We start from the raw sequence: 18741 nt of genomic DNA on the forward strand, positions 1-18741 counted from the left end.
CAGTATTATGCGTAAGTTAGTTTTTACCGCTATGGCCGCCGCGCTAAGTTTTAATGCGTTAGCAGAAGCAACACCTGATGCGCCACATATTTATATTCAAGGTAACGCAACGGTTAAAGCAATCCCAGATAACGTTAAACTGACAGTCGGTATTGTTGAAGTAGATAAAGATTTAATTGCCGCTAAGAACAAAGCCGATGCAACCATGGCGAAAGCAATTAAGCTTGCTAAAAGCCAAGGTGTAGAAGAAAAGGGCATTTATGCCTCTAATATCTCAATTCATCGACAAACAGAATATAACCGCGAAACAGGTAAGCAAAACTTTGTAGGCTACAGAGTAACGCGTAGTTTGTCTGTTACGTTAACTGATATTAAAAAATACCCGATTATGCTTCAGCAACTTGTGAACTCGGGTATTAATGAGATCAATCAAACTCAGTTTGTATCAAGCAAGTACGAAGAGCTACAAAAGAAAGCGCAAAAGCTTGCTATTAAAGATGCTCGTGCTGCTGCAAAAGAATTTGCCAGTGACTATGGGGTTGAACTTAAAGGCCTATATACTGCATCAAGTAGCCCTCTCGATACAGGTAGCCAACCTTATATGCGTGCCAGCAAAATGGTTATGGCAGAAGCTGCACCAGATAACTATGTACCTGATGCATACAACGGTGGTGAGCTTACAATTACTGCAAGCAGTTATGCGGTTTATCTAATCGAAAACTAAATTCAGTTATTGATTGCTGACAAACCTTGCCAGCAATTTTTCACCTTGCTGCTCTGAAATACGAGCAATCGCTTTTAGCATATTAGTAATTTGTTCTCGGTCGTACTCATTACTAATATGCGTATCTATATCTTCAATAATCGCCTCTAAGTAAACAAACAGGCTATCTGTTGCTTTCTCGTTATCAGATGCTCTAAACAATATGTTTTTAAATGCCTCAAGCACGTTAACCATTACATAGGCGTCATTTTTTGCGTAGTTACGAATTGGCGTAAAGTTATCATGCAGTAGTTCATCAAATGACGTTTCGTGTATAAACAAGTGTGGTTGATTGTTCTGGCATCGTTTAAGCGAGTAGTTCACATCGTAAATTTCTAAACGCAATATAAGCAATATACTCAACATATCAATGGCTTTTACCGCAGTACCGGGATCGTTAATACCCGGGCTCATAGCTTTTACAGCGATTTCTGAAATTTGTGTCATACCGTAGCGGTAATGATCGCTAATATACTCTTCGATATAAAAGATAAAGCAGTCTAGTAATTGCTCTACCAGCTCTGGTTTGTCAGATAAGTCAGTATCACACTTTAAAAACGGGTAACCTTTAACCGTAAAGAAACCTTGCTTAACCGAAATATAAATTTTAATACCGTGCTGTTGGCACAAGGCGCACAATTTGTCGGTATGAGCGCCCTTAAAATAGCCTTCTGTTTTACTTTTAACACTATGCCAGTCATCAAACTCAGGAAAATGTTCAACAGGGTTTTCTTGTTGCATGTCAATTATGCATTTAAGCTCGCTTTTGGTATTTTTAAACAAGTCGTTTAGTACATTATCGACCTGAATGGCTTTTGAAATTGAGTGAATAAAAAACACAAAAAAGCCCAACGAAATTAAACCAAACACCAAAGAAAAAAAGATACCGAGCGACGGAATACCCATGTCGCCATCGCCAATGGTGCGTATGTTTATCAGCATTAATATGGTGTAGATGATACTGCCAAGATAAAACCCTAGCACTAATTGGTGTGATTTACGGGTAATAAGCCCAGGTAACACACGCGGTGAGAGGCTGGCACTGGCACTATTAAGCACCACCATAACCATAGAAAAGCTAAAAACCGTTAGCGAGATAATGCTGCCTGCAAGTGTACTGAGGATGGTTCGGGCGTTCTCTTCGCTATCTACCAGTAACACGCCAATGAGCTTTTTAAATTCCATAGATAATGACGAATACTCGACCGCTGTGGTTATTAAACCAAATAATAAAAACACCACAGAGAGCAATGAAGGGTAAAAACCGATACTACTGATCATCTCGCGGTAGTTATCGGCGATTTTTCTTGGCGTAAACATGCACTTCCTTAAGAACTGTTAGACATTAAATATCATACTGAGCTAACCTAACTACTTACTTAACAGCCTAGCAATAAACAGTGCTAAGCGTCTAACTTTAAATAAAAATTGGAAAAACTGTGATTGTTTCAACGTTTGCTGCCATTTTGGCCATTTTATACATTCAACTTAGCTTTCGTGTAATTAAACTGCGTAAAGCAAAGCGCATTTCCCTAGGTGATGGTGGCGATGCTAGCCTACAAGCGGCAATACGTGCTCACGCTAATTTCATTGAATATGTGCCATTTTCATTGATTATGCTATTTTTATTAGAGTACCAAGGTCTTCCAAGCCATTATTGCTATATTTTAGGGGCAATGCTCTTGGCTGGCCGTTTTTGTCATAGTTATGCACTCGCTGATAATCTGATGAAATTACGTGTATTAGGGATGATGCTAACTTTCTTAACTATGTTGATCAGTGCCGTGATGTTATTAGTTACACAGGTATTCTAATATGCAGAAGGTTGTTTTTACTTTACTACTTTTGTTATTCTCGATTTCAAGCGTAGCTGAAGTAAAAACAATCAATGGCAAAAAAGAAATAACTATCCCTCCAGCAACACTCAATATTATTTATCCTAAAACCATGCCAAGCCTCATTGAGGATAATTATTACCCGTTTCTTTTACTTAAAACAGCATTAAAAAGAAGTGGTTATAGATATACACTTACCCCTGCGGCAGAAGTGTTAGGGCAAAATCGTGTTTTAAAAGAAATCGAAAAAGGCACCATTGATGTTTCTTGGACCATGACCAATAAAGAGCGAGAAGAGCGTTTATTACCAATACGCGTGCCCCTTTTCAAAGGCTTGTTTGGTTGGCGAGTTATGTTCATTAACGAGCAAAATCTAGCGCACTTAAGTCAGCTAAAAACCTTAGATGATTTAAAACACATTTACTTTTTACAAGGTCAGGATTGGCCAGATACCAAAATATTGCGCGATAATGGCTTAGTAGTTTCTACCTCGTTAGATTTAGAGTTTTTGTTTGTCATGCTTGAAAGGGGGCGTGGCGATTTATTTCCTCGATCTATCCTCGAAATCAATGACGAATATGCAGTATTCAAAAACCAAATGTCGTTAGCAGTACTTCCTCAGTTAATGCTTAAATATAAAAGCCCAATTTATTTTTTCTTTAATAAGAACGACCCAGAAATAGCCAAAGCAGTTAATAAAGGCTTAAAAATTATGCGTAAGAGCGGTGAGTTTGATGAGCTTTTTGATAAGTACAACGGCGAAATTATTAAAAACGCCCACCTACACGACAAAATTGTTATAGAATTGCGCAATTATGATTTACCAAGGTTAACCCCAGTCAACGACAAATCGCTGTGGTTATCATTTGATCAGGTGCCATGAGCTCTAAAATATTTATAATCGGTTTACCACGAACCGGCACAACCAGTATCTGTAACAGCTTTTTACAACTCGGATATAAAACCGCCCACACAGCCTATACCCAACAAGCAATTACAACCGCAGACGTTATTGCCGATACTCCGGTATTTAGCGAATACGAGTTACTTGATAAACATTTTGCAAATAGCCGTTTTATCAACCTTGAGCGCGATTTAACTAAGTGGCTGCCTTCTATTAGGCAGTTATTAACACGTATGCACACTAATTTAATGCGCCCAGATGGTGGCTTTAATATCCATTTAAAGCGCTGTTACCTCGATGTATTTGGCCATTACAGCTTTGCAGATTTAGAATCTGATGAATACTTAACAGCGTGTTATAACCGCCATCAACAGCAGGTAGCAGATTATTTTAAAGGCCGTGAACAGCAGTTATTAACACTGGATGTAGCTGATCCAAACAGCCCGCAGTTACTACAGCAGTTTTTAAATACCGAGCAGCCAATTAGCTTTAAACAGCTTAATATAGGCGGTAAGGTCACAGCGTGGAATGATATAAAACATCCCGATAAAGTGTCATCGACCCGAAGTGGTAAAATTGATAAATCTCTTGGTTATAATCACACGTAAAATACGTTAAAATCGCCGCCATTATAAGTTTAGTTGTTCCTTATCATGTTTGAATTGAAATACCACACGCCATTTGAATGGACAGAAGGTGTCTTAGCTGATTTCGATACCTTTTTACAAGATCATGCTGCAGCAGAGAAAAAAGCCTCTGGTATGGCTATGTCTATGCTTTCTCATTACCCAGACCGTCGTAAGCTTGTTAAAGCCATGACAGACTTAGCACTGGAAGAAATGATTCACTTTAAGCAAGTTTTAAAGCTATTAATGGAACGTGATGTATCTCTTGGTAATGACCAAAAAGATCCTTACATCAAACAAATTCGTGCGGTATTTAGAAATGGTCGTGATGAATTTTTAATGGACCGTTTATTAGTAGCAGGCGTTATTGAAGCTCGCGGACACGAGCGCTTTTCGCTTGTTGCAGAAGCCTTACCTGCAGGCAAAGAAAAAGAGTTTTATGTCGCGATTGCTAAATCAGAAGAAAAACATAAAAACTTATTCGTCGAGCTTGCCTACGAGTATTTCGATAAGCAAGAGGTTGATACACGCCTTGAAGAAATCCTTATCGCAGAAGCCGAAATCTGTAAAAATATTCCGTTTACAGCAGCGCTTCACTAGTGTGATGCTTGTGTATTAGGCCTTTTAGCCTAATACACAAATTAATGTTTTATCCCAAAGCAGTAAATTAGGGACTAAAAACAACAATTAAGTATCTTGAGAATAGTTTCGACAATCCTAATTGATTAAATAAACAGCATACATTCATCTTTCTCTCCTATAGTTAAATTAGTACCTAACTGTGAGGAATAGAGCATGAAATGGATGATGACTCTTACGACGCTGTCGTTAATAGGGATTGTAATTACCGGTAATTCAATTTACACCGAAGTTAAAATCTTTCGTTCCAACGATAAGCCAACTGAAATAACCGCTAGTATGTATCGTTCGCTTATTTGGCATAGCGATATTTATAAAGACGATCAGTTTTTAAATACCGCGCAAAGCTACTTCAGCGATGGCAAAATTGATACGCGTGAATACAGTAAACTTACGAGTTTAGCGAGCAAAATTGCCGGCCCTATCATCTACATTCAAGAAACCGATGAGCAACTGTGGCATGCAAGGTTAACCTACAAAAAATACCTTGAAGAGAAAACGGTCGAACGACTGGCAAGTTTACATTGATGAAAACTGCTTGATCAGCGTGCTAAGCTCAACAATGGTGGGCTTACCGCTGAGATAATTGGTATCAAGATGGTAACTATTGCCAAGCCAATAGGGCTTTTGGGTGGTGTTATGGCCATGCACAGAAAAATCGATACTAGGGTTTATTAAAGGCTTTTTCGCTTTGGTTAAGCTTCTATCCCAAAGCAATGCGCCAGTCGCTTGTTGTATATCTTGTGGTGGATTTTGCCAATCCCAATCAGCACAGGTGGTATGCGATAAACCAATTTTTAAAGTGCCATATTCAACGTAGTAAGAAAGCGGGCATCTAAGTAGCTGCTTACAGGCAAAGGCGAGCTCTTCATTGGTTGCTTCTAGATGCCAGCGGCCGCCATTCTCAACCCATAAACGGTAGTAACCTTTATCCTTTGCAAGTAAAGACTCAAGCAACATATGCTCGTGGTTTCCAAGACACATATGTACACCAAGCTCTTGAAAGCGCGCAAGTAACGCAATACTGTGCTCACCCCGATCAATCACATCACCCAATGAAAACAAGATATCTTCGCTGGGGTTGAAATTAACAGAGCAGAGTGCTTGTTCAAATTTAGTTAAATCTGCATCTAAATCGCCAATAACAAATACACGTTTACTTTGTTCAAGTTGCATCCTAACTTGAATGGGTTTTTGCGAGGCAAGAGGGCTTTTAACTAAATTCAAAATACATTCCTTTAACCAGTGTGTAGCTTAAGACTATCATAACTCTTTGCTATTTGAGCACAGGGTGGTTATTATCTAGCCTCACTTTTTAGGAGTTACCGCCAACATGAACAACTAAACCTGTTATCCAATTTCATTTTTATCTTTTTGGACCAACAGGGTTAGTAGGCGTTGCTCACTATCACTTACACTATATTACTTCTCGTGTGATCACACGTTTATGCCCCTGTAATACGGGAGGCACTATGCCACAACTTCAAGCTTTTAATTTATGTTACCAACATGGCAATGGCGATGTTGTATTTAACGACCTTTCATTTTCACTTACTGCTAAAGTCACCGCTTTAGTCGGCAGGAACGGCTGCGGTAAATCTATATTAGCGTCAATACTTGCTAAGCAAAAAGAGCCTAGCTCTGGTACGGTTGTTTGTCATTCATCCCTCGGTTTTTACAGGCAAATGAACGATGTAAATCAGGCTGAAAAGCAAACTATTGCTGAGGCGATTGGGCTAGAGCCAGTATTTAAAGCCCTTGATTCTATAAACCAAGGGCAAGTTACAGAACAAAACTTAATGTCGGTTGAGGGTAATTGGGACTTAGAAGAGCGCTTTAATGCAGAACTTGTGAGGCTTGGCGTAAACAACAAAACCCCTAACTCATTAAGCATACATTTAAGTGGCGGCCAGCTCAGCCAATTAAAACTTTGGGCACTATTTACCTGCATAAAGCCTGATATTTTAATATTGGATGAGCCATCAAACCATCTAGATGCAAAAGGCAAAAGCTTGCTTATAAAGCAAATACACAACTTTAAAGGGCAATTATTACTAATAAGTCACGATCAAGAATTATTAGAAAAAGCCAATGAAGTTTGGGAGCTAACTACCCTTGGGTTAACACAATATGGTATACATTTCTCTGAATACCAAGCACAAAAGCAGCAGCAAGTTGCTGCGCTTGAAAACAAATTAAACCACGTTGTTAAACAGCAAAGTAAGCTCAAGGCAGCAGAGCAACTACAAAAGCAAAAAACACAAAAATGTTCAGGTCAGGGCGCAGCACTCAGAAAATCAGGCAGCCAGCCTAAAGTGCTGATGGATGCTAAAAAAGATAAAGCCAGCGCTAACTTATCATCACAAAGTAAAAATACCGCTAAGCGAGAAGGTGAGCTCACTCGTAATAAACATGAGATTTCTAGCCAGCTTGAACAAACTAAAGCGCAGCAATTTTACTTAGCGCAGTCAGATGATGCTAAGCATCAAAAGGTACTTAGCCTGGAGGAGGTTGTAATAGCTCACGGCACACAAAAGCCGTTTAATATTCAGGTATTCAGTGATGATAAAATTCATTTAGCGGGCGCAAATGGTACTGGTAAATCAAACTTACTCAAAACCCTGAACTACGACATACCAGTAAAAGCAGGGCAGTTACATTGCAATCAAGCACTCTATTTTTTAGACCAACATTTTACATTAATAAACAACAAGCTAACCCTGCTTGAAAACGTGATGACTTACTGTAAAAACCTAGATGAAAGCATCGCACGTACTCTACTTGCCAGTATTGGCTTTAGAAAAGACGCTGTTTTTAAATATGCCGGACTTTTAAGTGGCGGCGAGAAAATGAAGCTAGCCATGTGTATTGTCAGTAATATAGAAAGCACCGCATTTTTGTTACTCGATGAGCCCGATAATCATCTCGACCTAGAATCAAAACAGCTCTTAGCTCAGTCATTACTGGGCTTTAAAGGCGGATTTATACTCGTAAGCCATGATAAATACTTTGTAGAAAGTATCAGCTGCAATAAGCAAATTGTATTATAAAATAGCCATTTATAAATAAGCGTGCTAGGGTGGTTGTAGGTACATTACAAGGAATGACTATGAATTTTACAGCCGCTTACCGCATTTTTACTGCTTTATTTATGCTGATAGTAACCATAGGCTTAGGCATGACACTGAATGATTTTACCTCGGTGATCTACGTATTCGTGCCGTTATTACTAATGCTAGGCAGCTCACTTATGCCATTTTTTAAACAGCGAAAACTGCGTTTAATACTGTTTTCAGTCCCAATTGTTATTCTATACTGCTTTGGCTTTTATCCTTGGCTTACAAATTACCAAGAAGTCGCCGTTTCATCATCCACCTCAACCCTCGATTTTATCATCATCCCAGTTTGGGCTACCTTATATGGCGCTGGATTTGTGGTATTGCATGAAATTGGGCTAGGGGTTGTTAGGGCGTTTAATTGGGGGAAGTGAAACGTAGATTGCTTAATTTAGAAAGAAAGGGGCTTGGAAACAGTTGGTGTGATAGCTTTTATAAACTAAGTACCAAAACAAATGGTAGGTACTTAGTTGATGGCATTGATGAATGAAAAATTTAAAATATAAGAGTTTTTAAGCCGAGCTCTTTATTTTTGAAAAGCATTGACTTCTGAATTCAACCTTCCGCCTAAGGTGTTGATTTTTATATTAAAATTATTTGTTAGTTGTTTATGGTTAGATATACCACTGAATTGGAACAACATAAATATTAAACTTTCGATTTTCTTTAAAGAGTTCATCATATTTTTTGGGCTTGAGAGAACTTCTTCGTAGTAAATACCACTACACGCTAACCTAAATTTGAATGGTTCTTTAAATAAAACAACATCTATAATTTCTACTTTATTATAGTTTCCTGTTTCATGAGGTGAAGAGATAACGGTCTTTTCAGTATTAAGTAAATGATGTTCATAATCGTCAATAATAGTATGTAGGTCTAAAAATATATCATTAAGGAATTTTTCACTCACTTCGGTTGTAAAATGAACGACTGAAGCATCAGGGAAAAGCCTTTTGTACAGAATTGCCGGACTAATATTTTCTGTTTTTTTGAAAAAATTATTACTTAAACTTTCACAAAATTCAGAAAAATACTTATAGTGGTTAAAATAATTATTCGCTGAGTTGTTCTGCTCAACTAATCGGTTACTTTTTGCTTTTTGTTTTGATGAGTGGAAACGATTAAACATAACACCAAAAGTTAACGGTACAGTGAGAGATGCTATTGGAAATGCGTAATACTTTGCAAAATCGTTCAATGTGATAAAACTTAGTTCAAACTCTTTATCAAAACTATAAATTCCAGTTTCGAAAAGGTTCCACGTTATAGCAAAAGCAATAGCTAAAATAACTAATAGTGGGTATGTAATCCAACGGAGAAATGCTTTATTTTCATGAAGACCAATATCTTCTTGAACTGGCATGTGCTTAATGAACCATTGTTTTATAACTTCAAACATCTTGACTTCATCCTTAAATTCATGAATTTCAAATTTTATTCAAAGAGTTAAAAATAACCGAGGAAAGGTTATCTTTAGTAACTTATTTTGCAAAATTTTATCACCATTCATTCTTTATAACATTCAATTAAACGCTTAAACCAAGTTCAAAGTGAAGCAATAGAGGCTAAGGGGTAGGGCATGACAGTCGATGCAAACCCAATAAACTTGCTTTTCATTGTTATCGTGCAAATCGGTGGCGCGTTGAAAACAGACATTACTTGGATAAAGCATGTAATTGAAAAACACGTTGAAGATATAACGAAACTACAGGATAAATATTGCTATCTGAGACACATTTAAAGTTCGTAAGACTGAGTAACGCTTATGAAGCTAAACCCAATTTCTAGCTTAAATTAAGTGCACAAACAGATACTTTGAGTAGACTTTGATTAGGAAATAACATTAAGTTAAATTGACAGTTAAGTATAAGGAAAAACAGTACACTAAGGATAGTTTTGAATAAATTCATAATTTTTCTCTTTTTATTACTCCTCGCTATTATCTCATTTGGTGCTTCAGCAAACGCAGGACTACCTATGATTATATTTGCAGTGCCTGTGTATTCGATCTCTTTGTTACCAATAATTGCTATTGAAGCAATATACCTTCAAAAGAGTTTAGATTTAACCAAAGCACTATCGGTAAAAACGGCATTTGTTTCAAACTTAGTATCTACAATTGTTGGGGTTCCTTTAACTTGGGTTATTCTTGTTTTAATACAAATGCTGACGGGCGGTGGCGCAGCGTATGGCGTGGATACATTTGTCGGTAAAATGTTAGCAGTAACGTGGCAAGCACCTTGGTTAATCCCTTATGAATCTGACTTACATTGGATGATTTTATTTGCAGGGTTATTCTTACTTATTCCATTTTATTTTGTATCATGGTGGTCTGAACTTTTAGTTTCAGTGAAAATGCTAGCAGATACAGGACTTAGTAAAACTGACATTAAGGTTAAAGTAAGGAATGCAAACCTAATCACATACAGTTTGTTGGCGTTTTGGCCAATTGGCTGGTACGTAGTTGGCTACGTATTAAAGTAATAGGCAATTTATGAAAGTCTAAAATTAATAAATCATTTTTATATTCAGAAGTAGCAAATTCTTACAGAGCAGTTGAACACTCATTTTGATTAAGTCATTACCAATGATATTCAGCGTCTAGCTTACTTAAACCGAATCGTACAGCTATCCAATTTGAGCTTGCAGGGCATCTACATGGATTCGTTATAACGAACAGCTTGTTGTAGTGTAGAAATAAGTTAATGAACTTAAAGCCATAACGGTTACAGGCAGTGAAACCAAAATTGCTTTTATATTTATACAAGAAAGGTATTTCAAATTATTGGAATGAAGTAAGTTTGGTGAAAACTTACAAAGTAAAAATGAGAACTGCATAGAAAGCTATAAATTTGTGAAAACCCAAATTAAGCAAAAAAGGGCTAAAAAACCTTAAAATCTAACGACTAATGAACCTACTAATAAAGATAAATAAGCTATTTTACATAATATAAATTATAGGAAGTAATGCATCTATACATAGCTCTACCTATTCTCTGTGTAAATTAAGTCCAATACTAGACGGTATCGGACATTAAGGCGATGTTTTATCATATTATTCATTTTATTAGTGCTTGTTTCTTGAGCTTAGTTATCTCATGACTTATATTAAAACTATCAACTTGAGATGTAACGATAAGATGTAAACGATATGGAATTTGTGAAGCCGTTAGAACCTATTCTGATAATCGATGATATGCAAGATATCCGCGACTATCTAAAACAAATTTTAACTGGTCTTGGTTTTGACGATATTTTAGAAAGTCGAGATTTTGAATCAGCTAAAACCGTAATTGAAGAAAAGTCGCCTAACGTAATCTTTCTTGATATTGAACTACCTAACACTGACGGTACGGAAATTCTTGAATACTTAAATGACCGCCATCCTCATACTCATGTTGTTATGTGCTCTGGCCATAATAGTCTTGAGAATGTGCAAAACACCTGGGAATTAGGTGCTAAAGGTTTTATCGCCAAACCATTCAACGCAAAAAAAGTCGACTCTGTTATGAAACGTCTAGAATTGATGGAAACCATAACAAATTAAGTAGTTTATGAACTCGACAATCCAACTCATTATAGATGACCTATCAACGGTCATTTTTGGTAAGCAACAACAAATCAAACTCGCCCTTACGTGTTTATTTAGTGAAGGCCACCTGTTAATTGAAGATTTACCAGGCATGGGAAAAACCACTTTATCTCATGCACTTGCCGCAGTTCTTGGCTTGTCATATCAACGTATTCAATTCACTAGCGATTTATTACCTTCTGACATTCTTGGTACAAACATCTTTGATGCTAAAGAACATAGTTTTTCATTTCATCAAGGTCCGGTATTTAGCCAAGTTGTATTAGGAGATGAAATTAATCGTGCAGGCCCTAAAACACAAAGTGCACTGTTAGAAGCAATGGAAGAAAAACAAGTGACGGTAGATTCGGTTAAACACGCCCTACCATCACCATTTTTTGTGATTGCTACGCAAAATCCAGTGCATCAATCTGGTACTTATCCGTTACCAGAGTCGCAATTAGACCGCTTTTTCATGCGTATTAGTTTAGGTTTTCCTGATAAACACGCTGAGAAAAACCTCATTTTAGGCCTAAACAATCGTAATTATGACGACTTGCCTGTTCGTATTAATCCTGAGCAACTTGCTGTTATTCAAAAAGAAATTAATAAAGTAACGATAAGCAACTCGGTGGTTGATTATATCCTTGAGCTAGTTGCGTTTACTCGCCAAGATAACCATTTTGTAAACCCATTATCACCAAGAGCCAGTATTGCGCTTGCCCGCGCTGCTAAATCATGGGCGTATATTGAAGGTCGTGATTTTGTAATGCCTGATGATGTACAAGCTGTTTTTCCTAGCGTGACTGATCACAGGCTTGGCTTAAACGCTGGTGACAGCGGCTATGCACTTAAACATGTGCCTGTAAGCTTATAAAATATGTTTAAGCGCCCCGCTTTTATTGATCAATTTCGTCAATCTATTTTTAATAAGCTATTAAAAAATAAGCATAAAACTAACGAAATTGAGCTTCAACATAAAACGATTTATGTATTACCCTCAAAACTTGGTGGGCAGTTTTTACTAATTGCATTACTGAACTTTGTGATGGGCATTAACTATCAAAACAACCTGATTTTAGCCATGGCGTATTTAATGGTGGTTGTTTTGGTTTTTGCGATACTCACCGGCTATAAAAATGTGAGAGGTTTGTCGGTTAAATACCAGTCAGTAAGCGAAAGTTATGCGCCAAAAGCCCCTATTGTGCGTTTTCAAATTCAAGCACAATCAAACTGTGAACTTATAAAACTGATTAATGACAACCTTGAATCTGAAACTGTGTCACTGCAAAGTAAAGAGAAAAAGACCGTTGAAATAGCGCTAAAATGCTGTAAACGTGGTGCATATGGCTTTGATAGAATAAAAATCATTAGCCACTTTCCATTTGGTTTGGTGTCTGTGTGGAGTTATATAGAGCCAACAAATACGGTTTATGTTTACCCACAACCTATCGCCACTGAAAAGCTTGATACTCAGCTCTATGACAATGACTTACACGACGGCGATAACGCACAAATTAAAGCCGGTAATGATGACTTTTACCAGCTTACCCCTTTTGTGCAAGGAACAGCGCTTAATAAGGTATCGTGGAAACACTACGCTAAAACTCAGCAGCTATTAACGAAAGAATTTACCAGTGATGCATCACAGGAATTAGCACTTAATTTCAATATGTTGAGTGGCAATAATGAGCATAGATTAAGCCAGTTATGTTTTTTGGTGAACCAATTAACCGACCAACAAATGGCGTTTTCGTTAATCTTACCCAATAAACACATAGCGAAAGGCCAAGGGGTCAACCATCAAAAAGCCTGCTTGCAAGCATTAGCGGAGTTTTAATTATGAATACACCGCTCATTAATACCGTTTTATCACTGCAGTTTATTGTTACCAGTGGCTTTTTGTTTACTGAAGTACCTACTCCATTCTTAGCCATATTGGCTGGCCTTAGCTTTTTAAACCTGTTTTTAGGTAAGTTTTATAAAAAACTAAATGGGTTGGTGGCGAATATTTTGGCTGCGGTTTGCTTAGTTGCCTTATTTGTTCTGGTTGGTGTGAGCGATACGGTCAAGTTATTTGTATCCATGATGCTACTTGCTAGCAGTTTTAAATTGCTACAAGCGAAAACCGTTAAACAGTATCAAACTGTGTGTTTACTGGTGTTTTTTAACCTTTCAACCGTGTATTTGTTTCACCAAGGGCTATTTGAAACCTTGGTAGTCAGTGTACTTTATATTGTTAACTTCGCGGTACTTGGCTATTTAACTAGCCCGCAAAGCTTTAAGGCCGCTAACAAACAAAGTTTTAAAACCATACTACTAGCCTTACCCATAGCGGCATTTTTGATTTTATTTTTACCTAAAATTCCAGCGTTTTGGCAGCTACCGGGGCCAAAGCTTGCTAAAACGGGTTTATCAGAGCAAGTTAACCCCTTTTCTATTGCGAAATTAGCGGAATCTGATGACTTAGTTTTTCGGGTAGAACAACAGCCAGGGCAAACCTTACAAGCCCCCTATTACTGGCGCAGCCTTATTCATGATGAGTTTAATGGTAGTGAATGGCTAATATCGGACATTTTGAAGTCTCAACAATTTAACCCAATTCGCCGTACAATTACTCAAAGTAATAGCGTTAATTATCAGGTTATTGCAGAGCCCTCACCTTCTAATTGGCTTTTTGCACTTGGCTTTGCTCAAAGTGCTAATTCTGATGTGCACTCAACCTACAATGGTTTGTTAAAGCGCAAAGGTAACTTAAACAAAAACATTAAATACGCGGTAACTAGTAGCCAAGCCTCGCTGAGCCTAAATAACTTTGAAAAACGCTTATATACCCGCTTACCGAAAACAACTAATCCGCAAACGACGGCACTGGCAAACGAGCTGGCTGCTGAGCATGAAAATGCGCAAGCTTACTTTAACGCGCTACTAGATTACTTTAATCAGCAGCAGTTTGCTTACACATTAACGCCTACACCCATGTATGGTGATAATACGCTAGACCAGTTTGTGTTTGATACCAAACGTGGCTTTTGTGGTCACTATGCCAGCACCGCTGCATTTATGTTTCGTGTTGCCGGCTACCCTGCCCGTGTTGTGTCTGGTTATTTAGGCGGTGAACAAACAAAAGCTGCTACGCTTAACATATATCAATACGATGCCCATGCTTGGGTTGAGGTGTTCTTTGATGAAAAATGGCATATTTTTGATGCTACCGCTGTTGTTGCCCCGGAGCGTTTAAACGGTTCGTTATCACAACTGGGTGATTTAAACGAAAGCTTTAACGACAATCTTAACTTTGGTCTAAAGCGCTGGAGCCATTTTAAAGCAATAAACTGGCTTAGAATTCATCTTGAAGAACTCGACTATAAATGGACTAACTGGGTGCTTACGTTTGATCAAGAATCACAACAAAGTCTATTTGATTCACTGTTTGGTAATAAGTCAGCATGGCTAACACCTTTAATTGTGTTAGGTACATTATTACTAAGCTTTACTGGTTATTTCTTATATAACAAACGCCCTATTCGAAGTAGAGAGCCGCTGGTTGATGACATCACTAAGCTTTACCTGTGGGCAAAAAAGGAAGGCATTGAGCCTGTTGATACCAACACACCACTGCAAAATATTGCTTTAATTAAACAGCAAAAGCCTAGATCAGAGGCATATTTAAGTGAGTTTGAGCAAATAATCATCGAAGTACGTTATCAACAGCAATCATATAACCAAAATCGCAAAAACCGCGTACGAGTTCTGTTAAACTCTCTCAAAACAGCCAAATAGAGAACAATATGAATGCAGTAATTGTCGGCGTTATGTTGATGCTGATCCTGACACTTTGTCGAATTAATGTCATTGTGGCGATGACGGTAAGCGCAATTGTTGCGGGTTTGACCGCAGGACTTGGTTTATCACAAACCGTTAATGCATTTAATGATGGCTTATCGGGCGGCGCTGAAATAGCACTGAGCTATGCGATGTTAGGTGCATTTGCGGTGGCTATTTCTAAGTCAGGTTTAACACGTATTTTAGCGTCTAAGTTACTAAAGCAAGTAAACGAGAATAGCCACAAAGGCGAAACGACGCTTAGTTATCTTATATTGAGTATTATTTTGCTGTGTGCGATCTCGTCGCAAAATTTGATACCCGTACATATAGCTTTTATCCCAATTCTAATTCCGCCTCTACTTGTGGTGTTTAACAAGTTACGCCTTGATAGACGTGCCATTGCGTGTATCTTAACCTTCGGCTTAGCCACCTCTTACATGGTGCTACCTTATGGTTTTGGTGGCATTTACTTATACTCGATACTACACAAGAACCTCACTGAAAATGGCCTAGAGATTGTTAATACTCAAGTGCCGATGGCAATGATCATTCCAGCCATTGGGATGTTATTTGGTTTATTGGTTGCGGTGTTTATATCTTATCGAAAACGCCGTAGTTACGAGTCTCACAGCCTAACAGAGCAACAGCAAGAGGTTGTAATTGAGCAACCTAAAAAGGTGTTAGCAGTGGGAATTACCGCCGTACTTTGTTCATTAGTGGCACAAAATATTAGCGGCTCTATGATCCTAGGTGGTCTTGTTGGGGTAGCTATATTTACCTTATTTGGTGTTGTAAAACTTGAGCAAAACGGCGATGTATTTAGCAAAGGCATTGCTATGATGGCGATGATTGGCTTTATTATGATTTCGGCGCAAGGCTTTGCTTCGGTGATGAAAGCAACCGGTGATGTTGCTTCATTAGTTAGCTCTGCTGCAGGTATGATTGAAGGTAACAAGCCACTTGCCGCAGCATTAATTTTACTCGTTGGGCTATTAATCACCATGGGCATTGGTAGCTCGTTTTCGACGGTGCCAATTATAGCCACCTTGTTTGTACCACTTTGTATGGAATTAAACTTTTCTGTTATGGCCACAGCGGCACTGGTTGGCACTGCTGGTGCGCTAGGTGATGCAGGCTCCCCTGCCTCTGACTCAACACTTGGCCCAACATCTGGCCTAAATGCAGATGGTCAACACGACCATATTTGGGATTCAGTGGTGCCTACTTTCATCCATTTTAATATTCCGCTACTTGTTGCTGGCTGGGTTGCGGCAATGGTGTTGTAGAGTCGAGTTACTTTTTGTTAAAAGCCCCATTTGGGGCTTTTTTATTGGCTAAACAAAATACGTAATGCGCGGTTTAAATCATGAAAGCGAATAGGTTTTGTCAGCACTTTGTTCATTCCTGCTTCTAAGCAAGTGGCTTTATCTTGATGAGATGCATTGGCTGTTAAGGCGACAATGGGTAAAGTCATTTTTAGTTCTTCACGCATGTATTTAGTTGCTGTAATACCATCCATTACTGGCATCATCATATCCATCAGAACTAAATCAAAGTTTTGCTGATGTACTTTATCGATTGCTTGTTGGCCATTGTCTGCAAGTGTGACGTGGTGATTGAGTTTTTCTAAAAAGGTTTTGATAAGCACTTGATTGGTTTTGTTATCTTCTGTAACAAGAATAGCCATTGGCTCAAGAATTTGCTCATGTTCAATAGCTTGCTGATCATCCGCGACGATAGAGTATGGTATGTAAATATTAAACTTAGTACCAATATTGATTGCACTTGCCACTCTTATCTCGCCTTTCATTAAATCGACAAGACTTTTGGTAATGCTAAGCCCAAGGCCAATCCCTTCTACTTGTCGATTTACACCATAGTCATGCTGTTTAAAGGCATCGTAAATGCTGGCTATTTGAGATTGAGAGATCCCCTGTCCAGTATCTGCAATTTCAAATAACAAATGGGTATCATTAAAATCTGCTCTGAAATTAACGGTGCCTACTTTGGTAAACTTGAAGGCATTATCTAAAATATTAAACAGAATTTGCCCGACCCGAACCCCATCGATATTAATTTTGTTGGGTAAGCCATCGCTTATCTCTGTGGTAAATAATACATTAGAGCCTTGAGTGGTTTCTTGAAACTGTGCAGTAATATTTTTAACCAGCGCATTTATATCTGTTGCTTTAACATCAAGCTCCATCGAGCCACTTTCAATTTTTGAAAAATCCAGCACATCACTGATCAAATCAAGTAATAAATCAGCGCTTGAGTTTGCGTAATCGAGCCAACGTGTTTGCTTGTCATTAAGTTCAGAATCGGCTAACAACTCCAACATGCCTACAATGGCGTTCATAGGTGTTCTGATCTCATGAGACATCACAGTTAAAAACTGAGACTTTGCTTGGTTTGCTTCTTCGGCTTTTTCTTTTGCTAATTGTAGTGCTTGCTCGCGGTCTTTATTTACAGTGATATCTTTGGCAATACCTAAATAACCGCGAAATTTCCCGCTTGAATCAAATTGTGGCTTACCACTCAAAGAGACCCAGGCCGGAGGCGACGAATTAACTTCAAATTCAAAATCTAAAAACTCAGCATGATCTGCCAGCAAGTGTTTAAAGTGTGACCATTTTTTTAACTGACTTTGTTCCTGCTCAGTGATGATGGCATCAAAATTTTTATGTAAAAAATGGCGTTTGTATAAGTTACTGTGGCTGGCGGTAGTTAAAACATTAATAAAGTGCTCATCTTTATTAGTACGCCAAAACCATTCGCTGGCAAAGTCTCTAAATAATTCAGATAACTCGCCTAGTCTTGTTAGTAAAGAGGTTGAGTGAAACTTTTGCCGGTTAAGCCTTGTTTGCGCAGCTAATTGAACCGCTACTTGCTGTAATAAGATTTTGATTGCGGTTTGTGATTTATCATTAAAACTAGCCCGCTCCTTTATATCGAAAAAGACCAAGCACTGCGTTGTGTGTTCAGAGATATCAACATGAAAAATTAGGTTATTTACGAACTCATTACTATAAAACAGTGAGTTATCTTCATTAAATGACCACTGTGACTGCGCTTGTTGTAACTTTGACTTTAATATTGTTTCGTCAAATTCAATGTACTTAATAGTACGCATTTCGAGGTATGCTTTTGAATCTTCGAAGTTTATTAAGCAAAACTCTTTAAACGAAAAATATGGCAGAAGCACTTTTTCAAGTTGAGCTTTTAATGCACGGCTATCGTTTATGCCATGAAATGCCGTTAGCTCAAGTTGTAATTGCTCTAAGTTTAACTCTGCCATTGCCATTCCTAGTTAATATTGCATCGCATATTGCAAATATAGAAAACAGTTCTCAGTTTAGCCATAAAAATATCAAAATAAATTATTTAAATTTCATTGTGTTATATAAATCCGAACACTTGGTACGGCCCATGCTAACTAAATATTAATCAAGTTTAACC

General features: G+C 38.0%; 19 protein-coding genes. 15 read left to right on the plus strand and 4 right to left on the minus strand.

Annotated elements, in window-relative coordinates; all coding sequences use genetic code 11:
- The first annotated feature begins 7 nt into the window (after nt 1-7).
- Complete coding sequence (locus tag HUS61_RS01755; RefSeq protein ID WP_054561463.1) at nt 8-724, plus strand: SIMPL domain-containing protein; 717 nt, start codon at nt 8-10, stop codon at nt 722-724.
- A gap of 6 nt (nt 725-730) precedes the next feature.
- Here the strand turns inward: HUS61_RS01755 and HUS61_RS01760 are convergent, their stop codons facing one another.
- Nucleotides 731-2083: a DUF2254 domain-containing protein gene (locus HUS61_RS01760; protein ID WP_175081928.1), complete on the minus strand. Its 1353-nt coding sequence runs from the start codon at nt 2081-2083 to the stop codon at nt 731-733.
- 119 nt (nt 2084-2202) lie between these two features.
- Between HUS61_RS01760 and HUS61_RS01765 the strand changes: the two genes are divergently transcribed.
- The 5 genes from HUS61_RS01765 (at nt 2203) to HUS61_RS01785 (ending at nt 5295) form a co-directional block, all read left to right on the plus strand.
- Entirely contained in the window at nt 2203-2577 is a 375-nt protein-coding gene (locus tag HUS61_RS01765; protein WP_054561465.1) for an MAPEG family protein, read from the plus strand.
- 1 nt (nt 2578) lies between these two features.
- Entirely contained in the window at nt 2579-3481 is a 903-nt protein-coding gene (locus tag HUS61_RS01770; RefSeq protein ID WP_175081929.1) for an ABC transporter substrate-binding protein, read from the plus strand.
- Nucleotides 3478-4110 (plus strand): sulfotransferase, encoded by a 633-nt coding sequence (locus HUS61_RS01775; RefSeq protein ID WP_175081930.1) that lies wholly within the window; start codon nt 3478-3480, stop codon nt 4108-4110. The genes HUS61_RS01770 and HUS61_RS01775 overlap by 4 nt, the downstream gene beginning before the upstream one ends.
- Before the next feature lie 45 nt (nt 4111-4155).
- Nucleotides 4156-4728 carry a tRNA-(ms[2]io[6]A)-hydroxylase gene (locus tag HUS61_RS01780; protein WP_058585009.1) on the plus strand — a complete coding sequence of 191 codons (573 nt, stop codon included), beginning with the start codon at nt 4156-4158 and terminating at the stop codon, nt 4726-4728.
- 195 nt (nt 4729-4923) lie between these two features.
- A complete protein-coding gene (locus HUS61_RS01785; RefSeq protein ID WP_055197077.1) occupies nt 4924-5295 on the plus strand; it encodes a hypothetical protein in 372 nt (123 codons plus the stop codon).
- Here HUS61_RS01785 and HUS61_RS01790 read toward each other — a convergent pair.
- Nucleotides 5287-5994, minus strand: coding sequence for a metallophosphoesterase (locus HUS61_RS01790; RefSeq protein ID WP_175081931.1), 708 nt, complete (start codon nt 5992-5994; stop codon nt 5287-5289). The two genes, HUS61_RS01785 and HUS61_RS01790, sit on opposite strands and share 9 nt — an antisense overlap.
- Before the next feature lie 245 nt (nt 5995-6239).
- On the opposite strand from HUS61_RS01790, the gene HUS61_RS01795 reads away from it, so the two are divergent.
- Nucleotides 6240-7817, plus strand: coding sequence for an ATP-binding cassette domain-containing protein (locus HUS61_RS01795; protein WP_175081932.1), 1578 nt, complete (start codon nt 6240-6242; stop codon nt 7815-7817).
- A 59-nt stretch (nt 7818-7876) separates the two neighbouring features.
- Nucleotides 7877-8257: a hypothetical protein gene (locus HUS61_RS01800; protein WP_175081933.1), complete on the plus strand. Its 381-nt coding sequence runs from the start codon at nt 7877-7879 to the stop codon at nt 8255-8257.
- A gap of 152 nt (nt 8258-8409) precedes the next feature.
- On the opposite strand, the gene HUS61_RS01805 is transcribed toward HUS61_RS01800, so the two are convergent.
- Nucleotides 8410-9282: a hypothetical protein gene (locus HUS61_RS01805; RefSeq protein WP_175081934.1), complete on the minus strand. Its 873-nt coding sequence runs from the start codon at nt 9280-9282 to the stop codon at nt 8410-8412.
- A gap of 180 nt (nt 9283-9462) precedes the next feature.
- Between HUS61_RS01805 and HUS61_RS01810 the strand changes: the two genes are divergently transcribed.
- The 7 genes from HUS61_RS01810 (at nt 9463) to HUS61_RS01840 (ending at nt 16568) form a co-directional block, all read left to right on the plus strand.
- The gene (locus HUS61_RS01810) at nt 9463-9624 is read left to right on the plus strand and encodes a hypothetical protein (RefSeq protein WP_175081935.1); all 162 of its coding nucleotides are present in this window, start codon (nt 9463-9465) and stop codon (nt 9622-9624) included.
- A 236-nt stretch (nt 9625-9860) separates the two neighbouring features.
- A complete protein-coding gene (locus HUS61_RS01815; protein ID WP_220094650.1) occupies nt 9861-10367 on the plus strand; it encodes a hypothetical protein in 507 nt (168 codons plus the stop codon).
- Between the two features lie 667 nt (nt 10368-11034).
- Nucleotides 11035-11430 (plus strand): response regulator, encoded by a 396-nt coding sequence (locus HUS61_RS01820; RefSeq protein WP_175081936.1) that lies wholly within the window; start codon nt 11035-11037, stop codon nt 11428-11430.
- Between the two features lie 7 nt (nt 11431-11437).
- Nucleotides 11438-12331, plus strand: coding sequence for a MoxR family ATPase (locus HUS61_RS01825; RefSeq protein WP_175081937.1), 894 nt, complete (start codon nt 11438-11440; stop codon nt 12329-12331).
- A 3-nt stretch (nt 12332-12334) separates the two neighbouring features.
- Entirely contained in the window at nt 12335-13294 is a 960-nt protein-coding gene (locus HUS61_RS01830) for a DUF58 domain-containing protein (RefSeq protein ID WP_175081938.1), read from the plus strand.
- A 2-nt stretch (nt 13295-13296) separates the two neighbouring features.
- Nucleotides 13297-15237, plus strand: coding sequence for a DUF3488 and transglutaminase-like domain-containing protein (locus HUS61_RS01835; protein ID WP_175081939.1), 1941 nt, complete (start codon nt 13297-13299; stop codon nt 15235-15237).
- Between the two features lie 8 nt (nt 15238-15245).
- Complete coding sequence (locus HUS61_RS01840) at nt 15246-16568, plus strand: Na+/H+ antiporter family protein (protein WP_175081940.1); 1323 nt, start codon at nt 15246-15248, stop codon at nt 16566-16568.
- 41 nt (nt 16569-16609) lie between these two features.
- Here HUS61_RS01840 and HUS61_RS01845 read toward each other — a convergent pair whose 3' ends face one another.
- Nucleotides 16610-18580 (minus strand): response regulator, encoded by a 1971-nt coding sequence (locus HUS61_RS01845; protein WP_175081941.1) that lies wholly within the window; start codon nt 18578-18580, stop codon nt 16610-16612.
- Nucleotides 18581-18741 lie beyond the last annotated feature (161 nt).

This window comes from Pseudoalteromonas sp. 0802, assembly GCF_013350085.1.
In the GTDB taxonomy this organism is placed as follows: Bacteria; Pseudomonadota; Gammaproteobacteria; order Enterobacterales; family Alteromonadaceae; genus Pseudoalteromonas.

Excerpts from the sequence above, each read along its gene's own strand:
- HUS61_RS01820 (WP_175081936.1), top strand. The coding sequence starts at position 11,035 with ATGGAATTTGTGAAGCCGTTAGAACCTATTCTGATAATCGATGATATG.
- HUS61_RS01795 (WP_175081932.1), top strand. The coding sequence starts at position 6,240 with ATGCCACAACTTCAAGCTTTTAATTTATGTTACCAACATGGCAATGGC.
- HUS61_RS01810 (WP_175081935.1), top strand. The coding sequence starts at position 9,463 with ATGACAGTCGATGCAAACCCAATAAACTTGCTTTTCATTGTTATCGTG.
- HUS61_RS01780 (WP_058585009.1), top strand. The coding sequence starts at position 4,156 with ATGTTTGAATTGAAATACCACACGCCATTTGAATGGACAGAAGGTGTC.
- HUS61_RS01815 (WP_220094650.1), top strand. The coding sequence starts at position 9,861 with ATGATTATATTTGCAGTGCCTGTGTATTCGATCTCTTTGTTACCAATA.
- HUS61_RS01835 (WP_175081939.1), top strand. The coding sequence starts at position 13,297 with ATGAATACACCGCTCATTAATACCGTTTTATCACTGCAGTTTATTGTT.
- HUS61_RS01830 (WP_175081938.1), top strand. The coding sequence starts at position 12,335 with ATGTTTAAGCGCCCCGCTTTTATTGATCAATTTCGTCAATCTATTTTT.
- HUS61_RS01805 (WP_175081934.1), bottom strand. The coding sequence starts at position 9,282 with ATGTTTGAAGTTATAAAACAATGGTTCATTAAGCACATGCCAGTTCAA.
- HUS61_RS01800 (WP_175081933.1), top strand. The coding sequence starts at position 7,877 with ATGAATTTTACAGCCGCTTACCGCATTTTTACTGCTTTATTTATGCTG.
- HUS61_RS01770 (WP_175081929.1), top strand. The coding sequence starts at position 2,579 with ATGCAGAAGGTTGTTTTTACTTTACTACTTTTGTTATTCTCGATTTCA.
- HUS61_RS01775 (WP_175081930.1), top strand. The coding sequence starts at position 3,478 with ATGAGCTCTAAAATATTTATAATCGGTTTACCACGAACCGGCACAACC.
- HUS61_RS01755 (WP_054561463.1), top strand. The coding sequence starts at position 8 with ATGCGTAAGTTAGTTTTTACCGCTATGGCCGCCGCGCTAAGTTTTAAT.
- HUS61_RS01825 (WP_175081937.1), top strand. The coding sequence starts at position 11,438 with ATGAACTCGACAATCCAACTCATTATAGATGACCTATCAACGGTCATT.
- HUS61_RS01845 (WP_175081941.1), bottom strand. The coding sequence starts at position 18,580 with ATGGCAGAGTTAAACTTAGAGCAATTACAACTTGAGCTAACGGCATTT.
- HUS61_RS01760 (WP_175081928.1), bottom strand. The coding sequence starts at position 2,083 with ATGTTTACGCCAAGAAAAATCGCCGATAACTACCGCGAGATGATCAGT.
- HUS61_RS01840 (WP_175081940.1), top strand. The coding sequence starts at position 15,246 with ATGAATGCAGTAATTGTCGGCGTTATGTTGATGCTGATCCTGACACTT.
- HUS61_RS01785 (WP_055197077.1), top strand. The coding sequence starts at position 4,924 with ATGAAATGGATGATGACTCTTACGACGCTGTCGTTAATAGGGATTGTA.